Here is an 18,080-nt window from a genome sequence, read left to right as displayed (position 1 = left end):
CGCGGGGATCCGGAACTCCACCGGGTCCCCGCGGTTTTGTGTGCCAAGGGGGTGGCTGACCTTATTACCTGCCAGTAACATAGGCGGCACCTCGCTCCAGCGCGGAGCGACAGGTCCATTCCAGGAGGTCCCATTTGACCAGCGAAGCGTTCATCTACGAGGCGATCCGCACCCCGCGCGGGCGCGGCAAGGCCAACGGGTCCCTGCACGGGGTCAAGCCCGTGAGCCTGGTGACCGGCCTGATCGACGAATTGCGCGTCCGACACCCCGACCTCGACACCAACGCCATCGACGACATCGTGCTCGGCTGCGTCACCCCCGTGGGCGACCAGGGCGCGGACATCGCGAAGACCGCGGCGATCTTCGCCGGTCTGCCCGACACGGTGGCGGGCACGCAGATCAACCGATTCTGCGCCTCGGCGCTGGAGGCCGTGAACATCGCTGCGCAGAAGGTGCGCGCCGGCTGGGACCAGCTGATCATCGCCGGCGGTGTGGAGTGCCTGAGCCGGGTGCCGATGGGCTCCGACGGCGGCGCCTGGGCGATGGACCCCGAGACCGCCTACGACACCTACTTCGTGCCGCAGGGCATCAGCGCCGACCTGATCGCCACCATCGAGGGCTTCTCCCGCGAGGACGTCGACGCCTACGCCGTGCTGTCGCAGCAGCGCTCGGCCGCCGCGTGGAGCGCCGGCAACTTCGCCAAGTCCGTGGTGCCGGTCAAGGACCGCAACGGGGTCACGCTGCTCGACCACGACGAGCACATGCGTCCCGACACCACCATGGACACCCTGGCCGCGCTCAGACCGTCGTTCGCCGGCATCGGTGAGATGGGCGGGTTCGATGCGGTGGCGCTGCAGAAGTACCACTGGGTCGAGAAGATCAACCACGTCCACACCCCGGGCAACTCCTCGGGCATCGTGGACGGTGCCGCGCTGGTGCTGGTCGGCAGCGAGCAGGTCGGCAAGGACTTCGGGCTGGTCCCGCGGGCGCGCATCGTCGCCACCGCGGTCTCCGGCGCCGACCCCACGATCATGCTGACCGGGCCGACCCCCGCCACGGAGAAGGCCCTGCGCCTTGCCGGCCTGACCAAGGACGACATCGACGTGTGGGAGCTCAACGAGGCGTTCGCCGCCGTCGTGCTCAAGTGGGTCAAGGACCTCGACCTGCCGATGGAGAAGGTCAACATCAACGGCGGTGCGATCTCGATGGGTCATCCGCTCGGGGCGACTGGGGCCATGATCATGGGCACCGTCGTCGACGAGTTGGAGCGCTCCGGCGGCCGGTACGGGTTGGTCACGTTGTGCATCGGTGGCGGCATGGGCCTGGCCACGATCGTCGAGCGGGTCTGAGGGAGAAGAGATGACGAACATGATCGCTTGGGAGACCGACGCCGACGGCATCGTCACTCTGACGATGGACGACCCCGACCAGGGTGCCAACACCATGAACGAGACGTTCCAGACCTCGTTCGCGCAGACCGTGCAGCGGCTCGTCGCGGAGAAGGACGACATCACCGGTGTCGTGCTGACCTCGGGCAAGAAGACCTTCTTCGCCGGTGGCGACCTGACGCTGCTGAGCAAGGCCACCCCGGCCGACGCGCAGGCGCTGACCGGAACAGTGCAGGGCTTCAAGGCACTGACCCGGCAGTTGGAGACGCTGGGCAAGCCGGTCGTCGCGGCCATCAACGGCGCGGCGCTCGGCGGCGGGCTCGAGATCGCGCTCTCGTGTCACCACCGCGTGGCGCTGGACGTCAAAGGCAGCGAGATCGGGCTGCCCGAGGTCACCCTCGGCCTGCTGCCCGGCGGCGGCGGGGTCGCCCGCACGGTGCGGATGTTCGGCCTGCAGAAGGCGCTCATGGAGATCCTGCTGCAGGGCCAGCGGCGCAAGCCGGCGGCGGCTCTGGAGGTGGGGCTGGTCGACGAACTCGTCACCGACCCGGCGGACCTGATCCCCGCGGCCAAGGCCTGGATCAAGGCGAACCCCGGCGCCCAGCAGCCGTGGGACGTCAAGGGCTACAAGATTCCCGGTGGGACGCCGTCCAACCCGAAGTTCGCGGCGATGCTGCCGGCTTACCCGGCGAACCTGCGCAAGCAGACCAAGGGTGCGCCGATGCCCGGGCCGGGGTCGATCATGGCGGCGGCCGTGGAGGGCGCGCAGGTGGACATCGGCAACGCCCTGCTCATCGAGACGCAGTACTTCGTGGAGCTGGCCACCGGCCAGGTCAGCAAGAACATGATCAAGGCGTTCTTCTTCGACCTGCAGGGAATCATGAAGGGCGGCAGCCGGCCTGCGGGCCACGACACCTACCGCGCACAGAAGATCGTGATCCTCGGTGCCGGGATGATGGGTGCCGGGATCGCGTACGTCTGCGCCCGTTCGGGCATGGAGGTCATCCTCAAGGACGTCTCGGCGGAGTCCGCGCAGAAGGGCAAGGCCTACAGCGAGAAGTTGCTGGCCAAGGCCGTCAGCCGCGGCCGGATGACCCAGGAGGCCGCCGACGAGGTGCTCGCCCGGATCACCGCGACCGACAACCCCGCCGACGCCAAGGGTGCCGACCTGCTCATCGAAGCGGTGTTCGAGGACCCGTCGCTGAAGCACAAGGTCTACGCCGAGATCGAGCCGTTCATGGCGGAGGGGTCACTGCTGGCTTCGAACACTTCGACCCTGCCGGTCACCGGGCTCGCTGAGGGGATCAGCCGTCCCGCGGACTTCATCGGCATGCACTTCTTCTCGCCGGTGGACAAGATGCCGCTGCTCGAGATCGTGGTGGGGGAGCAGACCTCGGACGCCGCGATCGCCAAGGCCGTGGATGTCGCGCTGCAGATCAAGAAGACCCCGATCGTGGTCAACGACAGCCGCGGGTTCTTCACCAGCCGGGTCATCGGCACGTTCATGGGTGAGGCGGCCGCGATGCTCGGTGAGGGGATCCCAGCGGCCACCATCGAGCAGGCAGCGCTGCAGGCCGGGTACCCGACCGGGCCGCTGGCACTGTTCGACGAGGTGAGCCTGACCCTGGGCCGCCGGATCCGGGAGGCCTCTCGCGAGGCGGCGGCCGCAGAGGGCTGGGAGTTCCAGGAGCACCCGTCCTTCCCGGTGATCGACAAGATGGTCCAGGAGTTCGACCGTGGTGGCCGGGCCGCCGGGGCGGGCTTCTACGACTACGCCGACGGCAAACGGGTCGGGCTGTGGAGCGGCCTGGTGGTGCAGTGGGGCATGGACCTTGACCCTTCCAGCGTCGACCTGACCGAACTGCAGGAACGGATGCTGTTCGTGGAGGCCATCGACTCGGTGCGGTGCCTCGACGAGGGTGTGCTGCGCAGCGTCCCGGACGCCAACATCGGGTCGATCTTCGGCATCGGGTTCCCCCCGTGGACCGGTGGTGTGCTCCAGTACATCAACGGCTACGGCCTGGCCGAGTTCGTGGCCCGGGCGCAGGAACTCGCCGCTAAGCACGGGGAGCGCTTCGAGCCCCCGGCGTCGCTGGTGGCACGTGCGGAGAACGGCGAGCAGTACGTCTGAGCGCGAAGGGGTCGGGCCGGTCGGTCCGGCCCCTTCCGCGATCGCAGCCCACTAGGGTGCGGGCATGGCCTCGGCGTGGACCCGGACGTTCTTCCCGCGCGGTGATGGCGTGGCGTTCGACCGCGTCGTGTTCTTCTCAGACGCTGTTTTCGCCATTGCGCTGACCCTGGCGGCCGTCGAGATCGGGATGCCCGACCTGACCGGCGACACGAACTCGGTGGCGGGACTGTGGGATGCGGTGCTCGACAAAGGCGCCGCGCTGATCGGCTTCCTCGTGGCGTTCATCTGGGTGGCCATCTACTGGCGCGCCAACCACCGCTTCGTGATGACCCTGCGCGGGATGAACGACCGCTACGTCCTGGCGACCATCGTGTATCTGGCCCTCATCGCTCTGCTGCCCGTCCCCGCGCAGATGCTCGGCGAGTACTGGGGCAACCCACTGGCCGTGTCCCTGTTCGCGGTGTACGCCAGCGCGGTCAGCGGTATGGAGGTGGTGCTGATCCTTGTGGCTCTGCGCGGCAACCTCTTCCTCGCCGCGCCGAGCCGGCCGTTCGCCCGGCAGGCGATACTCGGGTCCCTGTCTCCGCTGGTGGTGTTCCTCACGTCCATCCCCCTGGCTTTCATCTCCACCTCGCTAGCGCTGGGGTGGTGGCTGGTCGGCTCGGTGCTGGGCGGCTGGTTGTTGAGCCGTCGGCCGGCCGCGCCACCGGAGGACCCCGCCTGAGGTGTGCTCTCCAGGGCAAGGCGTTAGTCGAACGGATGACCGGGAGCGATCCAACCGAGCAGAATCACTCCCCGATGTCGGGTTCTCTCCCGGCTTCGACTGGCAGGCCCTCGTCCACAGCCGGCGGTCCTATCCACAGGCCCCCTCGTGTGGAGCGCCGCATGTGGCCAATCTTGACGGGTGATCTTCACCCGCGACCTCCTCAGCCAGGGCGCTTCCGAGCCGGAGCTGCGCCGCGTTCGTAAGACAACCAGCAAAGTGCGCCACGGCGTCTACGCCGCAGAGGTCGAGGACGACTGGCACCTGTTCGACCTGAAGTGCGCGGCGACGCTTCGACTGCTGAAACCCGGCGCTGCCCTGGCCGGTCCGGCGGCCGCGCGCCACTGGGGCCTGCCACTGGTCGGCGAGCCTCCCGGCCAGGTGCACGTGCGGGGGATCACCCGTGGCGGGTACGGCCGCGGTGTGAAGGTCGTCAACGGTGGCCGGCCGGCGCTGATCGAACACCACGGGCTCCAGGTCACGTCGGTCGCCTGGACGGTGGTCGATTGCGCCCGACTGCTGCCGCGCCGGGACGCGCTCATGGTGGCGGATGCCGCGCTGCACCTGCGGATGTGCACCCACGAGGACTTGGTGCAGGCCGCCGCGAGTCTGGGCAAGGCCAAAGGCGTGGGGCGCGTGCGCTGGATCATCGCCAACGCCGACCCTGCGTCCGAATCCGCCGGCGAGACCTGGATGCGCATGATCGTCAAGGACCTGGGGTACGCGGTGACGAGCCAGCATCGGGTCAACGCCGACGGGCACCGGCACCGCATCGACCTGCTGCTGGACGGCACCCTGGTCGGGCTGGAGTTCGACGGCCTCATCAAGTACGACCGCAATGAGACCGAGGATGAGGTGGCCGCGGTCGTCAGGCAGGAGAAGCGCCGGCAGGGGCGGATCGAGGCGATCGGGTACCGGCTGCTGCGGGTCATCTGGGAGCAGTTGTTCGACGTGAACGAGTTGGACCGGCGGATTCGCTACGCACGCGGCGTTCCGCTGACCCGCCGGATCCGGTCGGCGGCTCCGCCGGGCTGGTAGGGCCCAGGGCGGGAGAGGTTCGGTCAGCGGGGAGCGATCCAACCGCGCAGTTTCGCTCCCGGGTTGAGGTAACTCTCCCGCCTTGTGCTGGAGCGCGCGGCCCGGGAGCGCGCGGCCCGGGGGTCAGCCGGCGGGCGCCGGCACTGCCCGGGACCCCCGAACCCACTGGCCGCCGCAAATCGCGTCCCGTGCGAGTATCGATCCATGCAGCGCAGCACGTCGCAGCGGTGGCTCGAGCGCGCCCAGCAAGTCACCCCCGGCGGAGTGAATTCCCCGGTCCGCGCGTTCCGTGCGGTGGGCGGCCATCCCGTCTTCTTCGTCAGCGGCCAGGGTCCGTACGTCACCGACGTGGACGGCAACACCTACGTGGATCTGGTCGGGCAGTGGGGCCCGGCGTTGCTGGGTCATGCACACCCGGCGGTGGTCCAGGCGGTCCAGGCGGCCGCGGCCAGCGGTCTGGGATTCGGGGCGCCGCACCCCAACGAGGTCGAACTCGCCGAACTCATCGTGCAGCGCGTGGACCCCGTCGAGCAGGTGCGGTTGGTCAGCTCGGGGACCGAGGCCACCATGAGCGCGATCCGCGTAGCGAGGGGCTTCACCGGCCGTGATGTGATCATCAAGTTCGCCGGCTGCTACCACGGGCATTCCGACTCCCTGCTGGCCTCGGCGGGCAGCGGCGTGGCCACTCTCGGCCTGCCCGACAGCGCCGGGGTGACCAAGGGCCAGACCGCAACCACCGTCGTCCTGCCCTACAACGACCTCGAAGCAGTCGAGGCTGCGCTACGCCAGCACGACGTCGCCGCCGTCATCACCGAGGCTGTGCCGGCGAACATGGGGGTGGTGCCCCCGGGACCCGGCTTCACGCAAGGCCTGTCCGACCTGTGCGCCAGCGACGGGGCACTGCTGATCAGCGACGAGGTCATGACCGGCTTCCGGGTCTCGCCGAGTGGGTGGTACGGGCTGGAAGGCGTGCCCGCGGACCTGTTCACCTACGGCAAGGTGATCGGCGGGGGGCTGCCGGTGGCGGCCTTCGGCGGCCGTGCCGACGTCATGCAGATGCTCGCCCCGCAAGGCCCCGTGTACCAGGCTGGAACCCTGTCGGGCAATCCCGTGGCCACGGCGGCTGGCCTGGCCATGCTGCGCAACGCCGACTACGCGGCGGTGGATGCGGCCGCCGACGCCGTGGTCGCCATGACCGGCGAGGCGTTGGCCAACGCCGGGGTGACGCACCGCATCCAGCGGGCCGGCAACCTGTTCAGCGTGTTCTTCCGGGAGGACCCGGTGGCCGACTACGAACAGGCCCAAGATCAGCACACCGCGGCGTTCGCGGCCTTCCACGCGACCATGTTGGACGGCGGGGTGAGCCTGCCGCCGTCGGCGTTCGAGGCCTGGTTCGTCAGCAGTGCCCACGACGAGGCCGCACTGGAACAGGTCCGCGGGGCGCTGCCGGCCGCGGCGGAAGCGGCGGCCCGCGTGCAGGAGGAGAGCCCATGAGCCAGCGCACCACCGTTCACCTGCTGCGCCACGGCGAGGTGCACAACCCCGGCAAGATCCTCTACGGGCGGCTCCCGGACTTCCACCTCTCCGACCTCGGACGGCAGATGGCCGACCTCGCAGCCCAGGCGCTGGCCACCCGGGACGTGGCGCAGGTGTGGTCCTCGCCGCTGGACCGGGCCCAGGAGACCGCCGCGCCCCTGGGCGAGCAATTCGGTGTGACCCCGATCCTCGATGAGCGCATCATCGAGGCGGACAACGTCTTCGAGGGGCAGCGAGTGTCCGTGGGCGACGGCGTGCTGCGCCAACCACGGGCGTGGCGCCACCTCTACAACCCCTTCCGACCGTCGTGGGGGGAGCCGTACAAGGACGTCGCCGCACGCATGCGTTCAGCGGTGACCTCAGCCCGGCGCGCCGTACCCGGGCGCGAAGTCGTCATGGTGAGCCACCAGTTGCCCGTGTGGATCGCCCGGCTCGATGCCGAGGGCAGGTCGTTCCTGCACGACCCCCGCAAGCGCCAGTGCAACCTCGCCTCGGTCACGTCCCTGACGTTCGAGGACGACCGGCTGGTGTCGATCGTGTACACCGAACCGGCGGCGTCGCTCTATCCGATATCGACCAAGGGGGTCGGGGCCTAAGTGCGTACGCGGTCTGTGCTCCTCGGTGTGCTGCTGGTGCTGGGCGTTGCGGCCGGCTGCTCGCAGGAGACCGGTGAAGTGGGTCAGACCCAGGGGTTCGTCGCCGGCGACGGCTCGTCGGTGATCCTGCCGGTCGAGCAGCGCCAGCCCGCGCCGGTGCTCACCGGGACCGACCTCAACGGCGACCCGGTGGACACCGCCACGTGGAAGGGGCAGCCGGGCGTCATCAACGTGTGGGCCTCGTGGTGCGCCCCGTGCCGCGCGGAGGCGCCCGAGTTGGTGGCAGTGGCGCAGAAGCACCCGGATGTGAACTTCCTGGGCCTTGACACCCGCGACTCCGACGCCCCCGCCCGGGCGTTCGTGGAGAAGTTCGGGATCACCTACCCCAACCTGCCCGATCCGAACGGCCAGCTCGTCCTGCAGTTCTCCGACAGCCTGCCACCGCAGGCGATCCCGTCCACGCTGCTGATCGACAGTGAAGGTCGCGTCGCCGGACGGTTCCTGGGGGCGGTGCAGGCCGGTGCGCTCGATGCCGCGCTGCAGGACCTCACGGCTGAATCCGCCACCCCCGGTGGCACGTCGTGAGCGTCGCCGAGACGGTCACCGGCGGTTCGCTGCTCCTGGCGATCCCCTTGGCGCTGCTGGCCGGCTTCGTGTCGTTCGCCAGTCCCTGTGTGCTGCCGCTGGTGCCCGGCTACGTCGGTGTGGTCACTGGCATGACCGGCGCCGAACTGGAGGCCCCGGCCGAACCCAAGCACACGAAGATCCTCACCGGGGTGGGGTTGTTCATCCTGGGCTTCTCGGTGGTCTTCATCTCCTATGGCGCGCTGCTCGGCTACGCCGGGGAGGTGCTGCTGCAGTACCAGGATCCGATCCAGCGGGTGCTGGGGGTCGTGATCATCATCCTGGGCGTGGCGTTCATGGGCGCGATGCCGTGGCTGCAGCGAGACGTGCGCTGGCATGTGTCCCCGAACCTCGGGATGTGGACCGCACCCGTGCTCGGCGTGCTGTTCGGGCTGGGCTGGACGCCGTGCATCGGTCCGACGCTGGCCGCGGTGCAGGCGCTGGTCTTCTCGAGGGGTCCGCGTTGCGCGGGGCGCTGCTCTCCTTGGCCTATTGCATCGGCCTGGGGCTGCCGTTCCTGGTGATCGCCCTGGCCTTCCGGAGGATGGCCGGGACGGTGCTCTGGCTGCGCACCCATTCGGTGTGGGTGCTGCGCTTCGGGGGCGCGACGCTCATCGTGATCGGCCTGCTGCTGGTCACCGGGCTGTGGAACGAGATCTCGGTGTGGCTGCGGGTGTGGGCCGGAAGTTTCCAGGTGACGCTGTGACCGTGACCGCTGAACGCACGCGTAGCGGTGGGCCCCGCCTGGGCCTGCGCGGCTGGCTGCGCTGGGGCTGGCGGTCGCTGACCAGCATGCGCACGGCGCTCATCCTGCTGCTGCTGCTGGCGCTGGCCAGCATCCCCGGGTCGGTCTTCCCGCAGCGCGGCACCGACGCGGCCAAGGTCGAGGACTGGATCGCGGCCAACCCCGTCTCCGGTCAGTGGCTGGACCGGCTCGGCATGTTCGACGTGTTCGCAGCTCCCTGGTTCGCCGCGATCTACCTCTTGCTGTGCATCTCTCTGATCGGCTGCATCGTGCCGCGCACCACGGAGTTCATCGCCTCGGTGCGCAAGCCGCCGCCCCCGGCGCCGTCGCGGCTGTCCCGGATGCCCGCTTACGCGCGGGTGCCAGCCGGGCAGGACGCCCTCGACGTCGCCGAGCAGTTCCTGCGCGAACACCGGTGGCGGGTGCGCCGCGACGCCGATGCGCTCGCCGCGGAGAAGGGCTACCTGCACGAGGTGGGCAACCTGCTGTTCCACCTGTGCTTCATCTTCCTGCTGCTGGCGGTGGCCGTCGGTGGGATGTTCGGCTGGTCGGCCAGAGTGATCGTGGTGGAGGGCCGCGGGTTCACCGGGTCGCTGACGCAGTTCGACTCCTTCCGCAGCGGCCGGCTCGTGGACCCCGACCGGATCGCACCATTCTCGGTCATCCTGGAGGACTTCACCGCGACGTTCCAGGAGAGCGGGCAGCAGCGCGGCGCGCCCCGGCAATTCGAGGCCAAGGCGCTGGTCAGCCAGCGCCCCGGCGCCCCCGAGCTGCAGCAGGAGTTCAGCGTGAACTCCCCGCTGGTGCTGCCCGGGGTCAAGGTGTTCCTCACCGGCCACGGCTACGCCCCGGAGATCAAGATCACCCGTCCGGATGGCACGGTGGTGTTCGACGACGCAGTGGTCTTCCTGCCGCGGGACGGCAACCAGACCTCGGCGGGGGTGGTGAAACTGCCGGACGAGGACCCGGGGTTCGCGCTGACCGGCCTGTTCCTGCCGACCGCGACCATCGACCCGGTCCTCGGGCCAGTCTCCACGTTCCCCGCCGCCCGAGACCCGCAGTTGTTCCTCGGCGCCTTCACCGGCGACGTCCCCACCGGCGGCAGCGTGTACCGCCTGGACACCAGCGGTCTGGAGCGTATCGGCACCAAGGCGCTGCGACCCGGTCAGACGTGGGAACTGCCCGACGGCACCCAGGTGCAGTTCACCGGCTTCCGGGACTTCGCCAACCTGTCCCTGGCGCACGACCCCGGCCGCTGGCTGGCCCTGATCGCCTCCGTGCTGGTGATCCTGGGGGTCAGCATGTCGCTGCTGCTGCAACGCCGCCGGGTGTGGGTCCGCCGGTCGGGCTCGCGGGATACAGTGGCCGAAGTTGCCGGGCTGAGCAGGTCCGGTGGTGGGCGTGTCCACGACGACGTCCGCGAGATCAGTGCCGTGGTGAACAGGCAGCTCGAGAAGGAGTGACATGGCCCAACTGAGCAACGCCGCCGTCTACGCATCGATGCTGGTGTACACGCTGGCCCTCTTCGCGTTCGCCGCGTCGCTGGCCGCCCGCCGGGTGCCCCTGGCCGCCAAGCAGAAGGTGCTGGTCGGCCCGGACGGTGCCCCCGCTGAGCCCACCGGACCTGTCGAGGCGGCCGAGCCGGGACGTAGGTCCGGCAACATCGCCCTGTCGCTGACCTGGTTGGCCACGGTCCTGCTGATCGCCGGGTTCGTCTTCCGCGGTCTGGCGGCCGAGCGGTTCCCGCTGGGGAACATGTACGAGTTCTCCCTCGGTGCTGCGATAGCGGTCGCCCTGGTCTACCTCGTGGCGGCTTCCCGTACCGACCTGCGCTGGCTCGGGGTGTGGGTGGTCGGCGCGGTCCTGCTCACCCTGGGCATCGCGGTGACACTGCTGTACACCGAGTCCGCGCAACTCGTCCCGGCGCTGAAGTCGTGGTGGCTGGTCATCCACGTCAGCGCCGCGGCCATCTCCGGAGGTGCCTTCACCCTCAGCGCGGGGCTCATCGTGGCGTACCTGATCCGGCAACGGGCGGAGGACAAAGGCACGGCCGGGCGGGGTGTCGCCAGCCGGCTGCCGACCGCCGAGCGTCTCGATGCGCTGGCCTACCGCACCATCGCGTTCGTCTTCCCGGTGTGGACCTTCGCGGTGATCGCGGGAGCCATCTGGGCGGAGAACGCCTGGGGCCGCTACTGGGGCTGGGACCCCAAGGAGACCTGGGCGTTCATCACCTGGGTCGTCTACGCCGGTTACCTGCACGCCCGCTCGACGGCCGGCTGGAAGGGCCGCAAGGCCGCCGTCGTCGGGCTGATCGGGTTCGCCGCGTTCCTGGTCAACTACTTCGGCGTGAACTTCTTCGCCTCCGGCCTGCACTCCTACGCCGGCGTCGGCTGAGTCAGGGCTGGATCCCCCGCAGGAAGTCGGGATCGTCGTCGGGGCCGAAGTGCCGGGGTTCGTCGTCGCGGGCGCGGCCGAGGAACAGCCAGAGCACCGCACCCACCGCCGGCAGCAGGATGATCGCCACCAGCCACAAGAACCGGCTGCCTCCGCGCACGTCGGATGACTTCACCTGTGCCAGGTCGATGAGGGCGAAGATCACAAGCCCGACAGCCACGATCGCCATGACCACCTTGAGCATGCTCCGATGGTACGCCCGCGGAGCGCCGTCAGCAGCCTGTCGGCTCAGGGCGCCCCGGCGGGGTCCGTGCAGGCACCTGTGGCCCAGCGACGTGACATGCGCAACGTCGCTGATGGGCGCGCCTCAGGGCGTGTCTACGCTGGAGGGGTGACTGCTGGTCGAGCCTTCTTCGTGTACACGGGTCTGCGCCTGCTGCTCCTGCTGGCCGTGGGCGGCCTGCTCTACCTCACAGGGGCGCGTGGACTACTGCTGCTGGTGCTCGCGTTCCTGGTCAGCGGCGCGTTGAGCCTGGTCTGGCTGGACCGTCCGCGGTCCTCGATGAGCCAGGGCTTCGGCCGGGTCGTGGGCAAGGTGAACGACCGCATCGACGCCGCTGCGGCCGCCGAGGACGACGTCGCGCAGACCACCGCCGAGGAGGACTCAGAGCAGCAAGCCGAGTCCGACGCCGAGCCCCGCCAGCAGCAGGGCAAGTGACTGCGCCTGTAGCACGGGGATGAGCCCGCGCCCGTAGGCGTGCTCGAGGACGTCCTGTGAGGCTTTGACCGCGGGCACCGCTCCGGCCATCCCGATCAGCACCCATGGGGTGCTCAGCAGCGCCAGCCAGGCCACCAGCACGAAGGCCACGATGTTGCACGTGGCGAAGAGCCGCCGCGTTCCGGTGTCACCGAGCCGCACCGCCAGCGTGTGTTTTCCTGCGTCCTCGTCGAGGTGGAGGTCGCGCAGGTTGTTGGCCACCAGGATGCCGACGGTCAGCAGGCCGATGGCCACCGACGTGATCACCGACACCGGCCACAGCCCCCCGCCGGTGACCAGAGTCGTCCCGCACACCGCGACCGGACCGAAGAAGACGAACACGAACAGCTCACCGAGCCCGAGGTAGCCGTACGGTCTCGCGCCGCCGGTGTAGGCGTAGGCGGAGAGTATCGCCGCCGCACCGACCGGCAGCAGGATCCACTGCTGGCTCAGCAGGACCAACAGGAACCCGGCGGCGCCGGCCACTCCGAGGCTCAGCAGCGCGGCGCGTTTCACCTGCTCCGGTGCGGCCAGGCCTTGGCCGACCAGCCGCACCGGGCCGACCCGTACCTCGTCGGTGCCGCGCACGCCGTCGCTGTAGTCGTTGAAGTAGTTGACACCGATCTGCAGCGCCAGGGCGACGACCAGCGCCAGCAGCCCGTTGCGCCACACCGCCGCGGTGCTCAGCGTCGTCCCGGTGAAGCCGGTCACGCCGGCCCCGGCGACCACAGGTGCGATCGCCGCCGGCAGTGTGCGCGGCCGTGCACCTTCGATCCACTCAGCGACGCTGGCCACTGGCCCTCCTGCGAAGTTCCTGCCGGTCCGGTTTACCGTTCTCCAGTCGCGGCAGCCGATGCCCGGCGTCCTCGACGAAGACCTCCACACGGTAGCCATCGGCGGGATCGGGAACCGCGACTGCCACCGCCTCCAGCACGCCCGGGCGTGTCATGGCCTCGGCCTCGACGTCGCGCAGCCGCCGGTTGACGCCCTTGACGGGGACCTGGTCGTCGGCGCGACCGAGGACCTGCAGGCGGCCGTCGCGCCACCGTCCGAGGTCGCCGGTGGGCCATGGACGGGGGATGGCCGGTCCGGGGACGTACCCGGGGGACAGATTGGGGCCGTCGAGGTGGATCTGGCCGTCGACCAGCCTCACCTCGACGCCCGGCCAGGGCCTGCCGTCGTAGACACATCCGCCGAGCGTCTCGGTGGCGCCGTACGTGGCCACTACGTGGATACCGTGTTGAGCGCAGCGCTCGCGCAGGGCTGCGGGCAGTGGCCCGCCCCCCACGAGCACCACCTCGAGGCTTGCCAGGAAGCGCACCCCGGCGGGCACCGCGAGCAGGCGGGCCAGGTGGGTGCTGACCACTGCCGTGGCGCTGGCCCCGCCGGGGTACCACTGCGTGAAGGCCGCGGCGTCGAAGGGTCCACCCAGTCCCGGCCAGACCAGCGGCTCCGGCCGGCTGCGGGCCAGCGTCATGAAGCCGCCGGTGGCGAACGGGGAGAGCAACAGCAACCAGCGCCAGTTGTCATCACCCAGCACCGCGCGCGAACTGCTCGCGGCCCAGGAAACGGCCTCGAACGTGTGGCCCACGGCTTTGGCGGCCGTGGTGCTGCCGGAGGTCCGCAGCACCACGTCGGCACTGGCGGTGGTGGGTGTCCCCGGCATGGCGAAGGGCACCCGGTCGGCCAGCAGTCGGCGGATGCCGTGGGCGACCTCGGCGGGGGGCTGATCGTAGGAGAGCCGCTGCACCCGTCCATTGTGGCCCGGGCGCGCGACGGCACCCCTTCGCCGTGGCCGTAGCCTTGTCGGCATGGACAGTCGCACACGTTACGTGCTGCCTCCGGTGGTCGCCGAGGACAGCCCCGCCTTCACCGATCCGGCCCACTCCAGCATCGAGCCGGGCGCGCAGTGGACGGCCCACGGGGACTTCGGGGACATCCGCTACGAGACCGCCGACGGCATCGCGAAGATCACGATCGACCGCCCGCACAAGCGCAACGCCTTCCGCCCCCAGACGCTGTTCGAACTCGAGCGGGCGTTCACCATGGCCCGCGACGACGACAGCGTCGGGGTGATCATCCTCACCGGCCAGGGTGACTGGGCCTTCTGCTCCGGCGGTGACCAGCAGATCCGCGGGAACGACGGGTACATCGGTAACGACGACGTCGCCCAGAAGGGCATCGGCCGGCTCAACGTGCTCGACCTGCAGATCCAGATCCGCCGGCTGCCCAAGCCCGTCGTCGCCATGGTTGCCGGCTACGCCGTCGGTGGTGGACACGTCCTGCACATCGTGTGCGACCTGACCATCGCTGCCGACAATGCCCGCTTCGGCCAGACCGGGCCGAAGGTCGGCTCCTTCGACGGCGGCTACGGCAGCGGCCTGCTGGCCCGCCACATCGGGCAGAAGCGCTCACGCGAGGTCTGGTACCTGTGCCGGCAGTACGGCGCCGAGCAGGCCTACGACTGGGGACTGGTGAACTCTGTGGTGCCACTGGCCGATCTGGAGCAGGAGACCGTGGCCTGGGCCCGCGAGATGCTCGACCTGTCACCATTGGCCCTGCGCATGCTGAAGGCCTCGCACAACGCCGCGGACGACGGTCTGGCCGGTGTGCAGCAGTTGGCCGGCGACGCGACGCTGCTGTTCTACATGACCGAGGAGGCCCAGGAGGGCCGCGACGCCTACAAGGAGGGCCGGCGACCGGCCTTCGACAAGTTCCCGAAGCGCCCGTGACCGACCGCCGGCTGTGGCCCTACCGGCTGCGGTTGCGGGTACCCTTCCGGGGTCTCACCGAACGGCGCGGCTGTCTCATCGAGGGCAGCAAGGGCTGGGGGGAGTTCGCGCCGTTCGACGACTACGACCCTGCCGCCGATGCGCGGTGGTTGGCCTGCGCCCTGGAACAGGCGGATGGCCGGTGGCCGGCGCCGGTGCGCCAGCGGGTCGAGGTCAACGCGATCATCCCGGCGGTCGCCCCCGCGCAGGCGGCCGCGATGGCCGTGGCGTCCGGGTGCCGCACCATCAAGATCAAGGTGGGTGACCCGGGGGGAACCGCCCGGGTGGCAGCAGTGCGCGCCGCTGCGCCCGCCGCCGCCCTGCGCGTGGACGGCAACGGCGCCTGGTCGGTCGCCGAGGCCGCCCGCGCGCTGTCCGAACTCGCAACCTTCGACCTGGAGTACGCCGAACAGCCGGTCCGCACGCTCGAGCAGATGCGCCGGCTGCGAGACCTGGTCGATGTGCCCCTCGCCGCCGACGAGGTGCTGCGCATCGACCGGCGGTTCGACGAGGTCGCCGGCGTGGCGGACGTCGCGATCCTGAAGGTCGCACCGCTCGGTGGCGTCCGGGCGACGCTGGCGGCTGCGCAAAGGGTCGGCCTGCCCGTGGTCATCAGCAGCGCGCTGGACTCGTCGCTGGGGCTGGCTGCCGGGCTGGCCGCGGCGTGCGCGCTGCCGGAACCGCCGTTGGCGTGTGGTCTGGGCACCGGAGCGCTTTACGCGCAGGACACCGGCGATCCGCTGCTCCCGCGGGCGGGCATCATGGGCCCGGCCGACTATCCGCACCCGGACCCCGGGCTGCCCGCGGCAGAGACCGACCGGGAGTTCTGGCGCACCCGCGTCCGGGCGGCCAGCACCCGGCTCGAGGTCTGAGCCGGCACCGGCCATGACACAGTTGAGGTCGTGAATCCGTCCACTGCCGCCGCGCGCGTGATCATCGACGAGCTCGTGCGTTCCGGAGTCAACGACGTCGTCCTGGCACCCGGTTCGCGTAGCGCCCCCCTGGCCATAGAGGCGGCCCGCGCCCACGAGCGCGGCGACCTCACCCTGCATGTGCGCATCGACGAACGCAGCGCCGGTTTCCTGGCTCTGGGGCTGGCCAAGCGCGGCGGCTTCCCGGTGCCCGTGATCACTACGTCCGGCACGGCGGTGGCCAACCTTCGCCCGGCCATCGAGGAGGCGTGGTTCAGCGCCCTGCCGCTGGTGGTGCTCACCGCCGACCGGCCGGCGGAACTGCGCCAGACCGGCGCCAATCAGACCATCGACCAGGTCCGGAGTTTCGACGGCGTCGTGCGCTGGAGCGTGGACATCGAGGCACCCTCCCACGGCCGCGGCCGCGTGGCCCTACTGGCGCAGTACGGTCTCGCGGGCCTGCGCCATCGCCACCCATCCGTGGCAGCGCGGCCCGGTCCACCTGAACCTGGCCCTGCGCGAGCCCCTCATCCCCGACGATGACGAGCAGTGGACCGAACCGCTGACCGGGCATGACGGGGACACCGTGGTCGACGAGGACGGCGACGAGTTGCAGGTCGTGCGCACGTGGACCGTCGACCGCCGCCTGATGCTCAGCGTGCAGGAACCCATCGACGAGGTGCTCGAGGACCTCGTGGCCGGGGACCTTCCGCGCAAGGGGCTCGTCGTGGTCGGTGACATCGACGACCCCGAGGACGCCGCCGCGGCGGTGGAACTGGCCGAGTCGTGCGCCTGGCCGCTGCACAGCGAGCCGACCGGGCAGGCCCGTGCCGGATCCAACGCGCTGGCCCACGCCAGTCTGCTCACCGCCGTCCCGGCCTTCCGGGAGACGCACATGCCGGACTTGGTCGTCACCGTCGGGAAGGTCGGGCTGAGCCGCGGGATCATGGCGATGATCCGCGGCGCCGGGCTGCACATCCACGCCGAGCCCCAGCGTACGACCGACTGGCCGGACCCCACCCGTACTGCGGCTGCGGTCCTCGCCTCCGTGCCGGGGCCGCCGGCACAGGCGCAGGTGCCCGAGTCCAGCGAGTGGCTGGACAGCTGGCTCATAGCCGATGCCGCGGCCCAGCGCGAGATCGAGAAGGTGCTGGGCGCCAGTGAACAGGCCACGGGACTGCATGCCGCGCAGGCGTTGTGGACCGCGGCCGGCGCCGACGATCTGGTGTTCGTGGCCTCCTCGCGGTCGATCCGCGACCTGGAGGCGGTCGCCGGGGTGCGTTCAGACCAGCCCCGGGTGCTGGCCAATCGGGGCACGAACGGTATCGACGGCTTGGTGTCGACCGCGATCGGCGCAGCCCTGGCGCATCAGGGCAACGGGGGCGGTGCGGCCATCGCCATGCTCGGGGATCTGGCCTCCTGCATGACCAGAACGGACTGATCATCGGCCCTGACGAACCACTGCCGGACCTGTGTCTGGTCGTCATCGACAACAACGGCGGCGGCATCTTCGGCTCGCTCGAGCAGGCCGACGACTCGCTGTCGGACGTGTACGAAAGGGTGTTCGGGACCCCCGTCGGGGTCGACGTGCGCGCCCTGCTGGCAGCGCACGGCGTGACTGTCCATGACGCGGAGGACCTCGTCGGCGCGATCGCGGCCGCGGCCGCCGCCCCGGGCCTCAACGCCGTCGTGGTCGTCCCGGTCAGCCGCGACGCCGAGGCGAAGCTGCACCAGCGGTTGCAGCAGGTGCTGGCATGAGGATCGCGCGGCACCTCAACGGACCGCCGGACTCCGGACAGGGCGGGTACGTGGCCGGATCGCTGGCGGTGCGCCTGCCGGGCCCCGGGGCAGACGTGTGGCTGCGGGCACCGGCGCCACTGGAGACCGACCTCGAAGAGCGTGTCACGGACGCTCACATCCAGTTGTGGGACGGCGACCGGCTGATCGCGGAAGCCGACGCCCTCGATCAGGTCGTCGCCGATCCGGTCCCGTTCGTGCGCCTCGAGCGGGCCGAAACGGCCTCCCGGAGGTACCCGGGCCAGGTGGCCACCGACGAGTACGGGACCTGCTTCAGTTGCGGATGGTTGCGCGACGACGGACTGGGGATCCATCCCGGTCCGGTGGGTGAGGGCCTGGTCGCGTGCGTGTGGAACCCTCGCGGTCGGGTGGCGCAGGAGTGGATCTGGTCGGCCCTGGACTGCGTCACGGGCTGGGCCTGGCCACTGGCTGAGACGCTGTTGGTCACCGGCCGGCTGACCGGGGGACTGCTCACCGACGAGGCGCTGGACCCGGTGGGCCCGTACATCGCGGTGGGTGCGCAATTGCAGCAGGAGGGCCGCAAACACGTCTCCGCCGCGGCACTGTTCACCGCCGGTGGGATACAGGTCGCGGCCATCAGGGGCACCTGGCTGAAGTTAGGCTGACCT

General features: G+C 70.3%; 19 protein-coding genes and 1 pseudogene. 17 read left to right on the top strand and 3 right to left on the bottom strand.

The annotated features are described in order from the left end of the window. Positions 1-134: 134 nt before the first annotated feature. The 10 genes and pseudogenes from IPG68_15465 (at position 135) to ccsB (ending at position 11,215) form a co-directional block, all read left to right on the top strand. Positions 135-1,349, top strand: a complete 1,215-nt coding sequence (locus tag IPG68_15465) for an acetyl-CoA C-acetyltransferase (GenBank protein MBK6764564.1) — start codon at positions 135-137, stop codon at positions 1,347-1,349. A 10-nt stretch (positions 1,350-1,359) separates the two neighbouring features. Beyond that, a complete protein-coding gene (locus IPG68_15460) occupies positions 1,360-3,519 on the top strand; it encodes an enoyl-CoA hydratase/isomerase family protein (GenBank protein ID MBK6764563.1) in 2,160 nt (719 codons plus the stop codon). A 64-nt stretch (positions 3,520-3,583) separates the two neighbouring features. Further along, positions 3,584-4,243 (top strand): DUF1211 domain-containing protein, encoded by a 660-nt coding sequence (locus IPG68_15455; GenBank protein ID MBK6764562.1) that lies wholly within the window; start codon positions 3,584-3,586, stop codon positions 4,241-4,243. 180 nt (positions 4,244-4,423) lie between these two features. Continuing rightward, positions 4,424-5,320 (top strand): hypothetical protein, encoded by an 897-nt coding sequence (locus IPG68_15450; protein ID MBK6764561.1) that lies wholly within the window; start codon positions 4,424-4,426, stop codon positions 5,318-5,320. Between the two features lie 204 nt (positions 5,321-5,524). Continuing rightward, positions 5,525-6,814 carry a glutamate-1-semialdehyde 2,1-aminomutase gene (hemL, locus tag IPG68_15445; protein MBK6764560.1) on the top strand — a complete coding sequence of 430 codons (1,290 nt, stop codon included), beginning with the start codon at positions 5,525-5,527 and terminating at the stop codon, positions 6,812-6,814. Then, entirely contained in the window at positions 6,811-7,452 is a 642-nt protein-coding gene (locus tag IPG68_15440) for a histidine phosphatase family protein (GenBank protein ID MBK6764559.1), read from the top strand. The genes hemL and IPG68_15440 overlap by 4 nt, the downstream gene beginning before the upstream one ends. Continuing rightward, a complete protein-coding gene (locus IPG68_15435) occupies positions 7,453-8,037 on the top strand; it encodes a TlpA family protein disulfide reductase (GenBank protein ID MBK6764558.1) in 585 nt (194 codons plus the stop codon). Next, positions 8,034-8,782: pseudogene (locus IPG68_15430) on the top strand (sulfite exporter TauE/SafE family protein). The gene IPG68_15435 and the pseudogene IPG68_15430 overlap by 4 nt, the downstream one beginning before the upstream one ends. A 2-nt stretch (positions 8,783-8,784) precedes the next feature. Next, entirely contained in the window at positions 8,785-10,284 is a 1,500-nt protein-coding gene (locus IPG68_15425) for a cytochrome c biogenesis protein ResB (GenBank protein ID MBK6764557.1), read from the top strand. 1 nt (position 10,285) lies between these two features. Next, positions 10,286-11,215, top strand: a complete 930-nt coding sequence (gene ccsB / locus IPG68_15420; protein MBK6764556.1) for a c-type cytochrome biogenesis protein CcsB — start codon at positions 10,286-10,288, stop codon at positions 11,213-11,215. 1 nt (position 11,216) lies between these two features. On the opposite strand, the gene IPG68_15415 is transcribed toward ccsB, so the two are convergent. Then, positions 11,217-11,459: a PLDc_N domain-containing protein gene (locus IPG68_15415; GenBank protein MBK6764555.1), complete on the bottom strand. Its 243-nt coding sequence runs from the start codon at positions 11,457-11,459 to the stop codon at positions 11,217-11,219. Positions 11,460-11,555: 96 nt separating this feature from the next. Here IPG68_15415 and IPG68_15410 point away from each other — a divergent pair, with 96 nt between their 5' ends. Beyond that, complete coding sequence (locus IPG68_15410) at positions 11,556-11,933, top strand: DUF4229 domain-containing protein (protein ID MBK6764554.1); 378 nt, start codon at positions 11,556-11,558, stop codon at positions 11,931-11,933. Here IPG68_15410 and IPG68_15405 read toward each other — a convergent pair. Continuing rightward, the gene (locus IPG68_15405; GenBank protein MBK6764553.1) at positions 11,880-12,767 is read right to left on the bottom strand and encodes a 1,4-dihydroxy-2-naphthoate polyprenyltransferase; all 888 of its coding nucleotides are present in this window, start codon (positions 12,765-12,767) and stop codon (positions 11,880-11,882) included. The genes IPG68_15410 and IPG68_15405 overlap by 54 nt on opposite strands. Then, the gene (locus IPG68_15400; GenBank protein MBK6764552.1) at positions 12,751-13,722 is read right to left on the bottom strand and encodes an AMP-binding protein; all 972 of its coding nucleotides are present in this window, start codon (positions 13,720-13,722) and stop codon (positions 12,751-12,753) included. Before IPG68_15400 ends, IPG68_15405 begins: the two co-directional genes overlap by 17 nt. Positions 13,723-13,783: 61 nt before the next feature. Between IPG68_15400 and menB the strand changes: the two genes are divergently transcribed. The 6 genes from menB (at position 13,784) to IPG68_15370 (ending at position 18,077) form a co-directional block, all read left to right on the top strand. Then, the gene (gene menB / locus IPG68_15395; GenBank protein ID MBK6764551.1) at positions 13,784-14,704 is read left to right on the top strand and encodes a 1,4-dihydroxy-2-naphthoyl-CoA synthase; all 921 of its coding nucleotides are present in this window, start codon (positions 13,784-13,786) and stop codon (positions 14,702-14,704) included. Beyond that, positions 14,701-15,615 carry an o-succinylbenzoate synthase gene (locus tag IPG68_15390; GenBank protein MBK6764550.1) on the top strand — a complete coding sequence of 305 codons (915 nt, stop codon included), beginning with the start codon at positions 14,701-14,703 and terminating at the stop codon, positions 15,613-15,615. Before menB ends, IPG68_15390 begins: the two co-directional genes overlap by 4 nt. A 30-nt stretch (positions 15,616-15,645) precedes the next feature. Beyond that, positions 15,646-16,197, top strand: a complete 552-nt coding sequence (locus IPG68_15385; GenBank protein MBK6764549.1) for a hypothetical protein — start codon at positions 15,646-15,648, stop codon at positions 16,195-16,197. A gap of 43 nt (positions 16,198-16,240) precedes the next feature. Continuing rightward, positions 16,241-17,095, top strand: a complete 855-nt coding sequence (locus IPG68_15380; GenBank protein ID MBK6764548.1) for a hypothetical protein — start codon at positions 16,241-16,243, stop codon at positions 17,093-17,095. Positions 17,096-17,202: 107 nt separating this feature from the next. Beyond that, a complete protein-coding gene (locus tag IPG68_15375; protein MBK6764547.1) occupies positions 17,203-17,412 on the top strand; it encodes a hypothetical protein in 210 nt (69 codons plus the stop codon). Beyond that, positions 17,409-18,077 (top strand): hypothetical protein, encoded by a 669-nt coding sequence (locus tag IPG68_15370; GenBank protein MBK6764546.1) that lies wholly within the window; start codon positions 17,409-17,411, stop codon positions 18,075-18,077. The genes IPG68_15375 and IPG68_15370 overlap by 4 nt, the downstream gene beginning before the upstream one ends. Positions 18,078-18,080: the final 3 nt, after the last annotated feature.

Source organism: Micrococcales bacterium, from assembly GCA_016703125.1.
In the GTDB taxonomy this organism is placed as follows: Bacteria; Actinomycetota; Actinomycetes; order S36-B12; family UBA10799; genus JADKAV01.
The sequence above is the reverse complement of the archived record's forward strand: the minus strand, read 5'-3'. Positions and strand labels throughout refer to the sequence as shown.

Bases quoted from the DNA above. Each gene is read 5' to 3' on its own strand.
- IPG68_15460 (MBK6764563.1), top strand. From the start codon at position 1,360: ATGACGAACATGATCGCTTGGGAGACCGACGCCGACGGCATCGTCACT.
- IPG68_15455 (MBK6764562.1), top strand. From the start codon at position 3,584: ATGGCCTCGGCGTGGACCCGGACGTTCTTCCCGCGCGGTGATGGCGTG.
- hemL (MBK6764560.1), top strand. From the start codon at position 5,525: ATGCAGCGCAGCACGTCGCAGCGGTGGCTCGAGCGCGCCCAGCAAGTC.
- IPG68_15440 (MBK6764559.1), top strand. From the start codon at position 6,811: ATGAGCCAGCGCACCACCGTTCACCTGCTGCGCCACGGCGAGGTGCAC.
- ccsB (MBK6764556.1), top strand. From the start codon at position 10,286: ATGGCCCAACTGAGCAACGCCGCCGTCTACGCATCGATGCTGGTGTAC.
- IPG68_15415 (MBK6764555.1), bottom strand. From the start codon at position 11,459: ATGCTCAAGGTGGTCATGGCGATCGTGGCTGTCGGGCTTGTGATCTTC.
- IPG68_15410 (MBK6764554.1), top strand. From the start codon at position 11,556: ATGCGCAACGTCGCTGATGGGCGCGCCTCAGGGCGTGTCTACGCTGGA.
- menB (MBK6764551.1), top strand. From the start codon at position 13,784: ATGGACAGTCGCACACGTTACGTGCTGCCTCCGGTGGTCGCCGAGGAC.
- IPG68_15370 (MBK6764546.1), top strand. From the start codon at position 17,409: ATGAGGATCGCGCGGCACCTCAACGGACCGCCGGACTCCGGACAGGGC.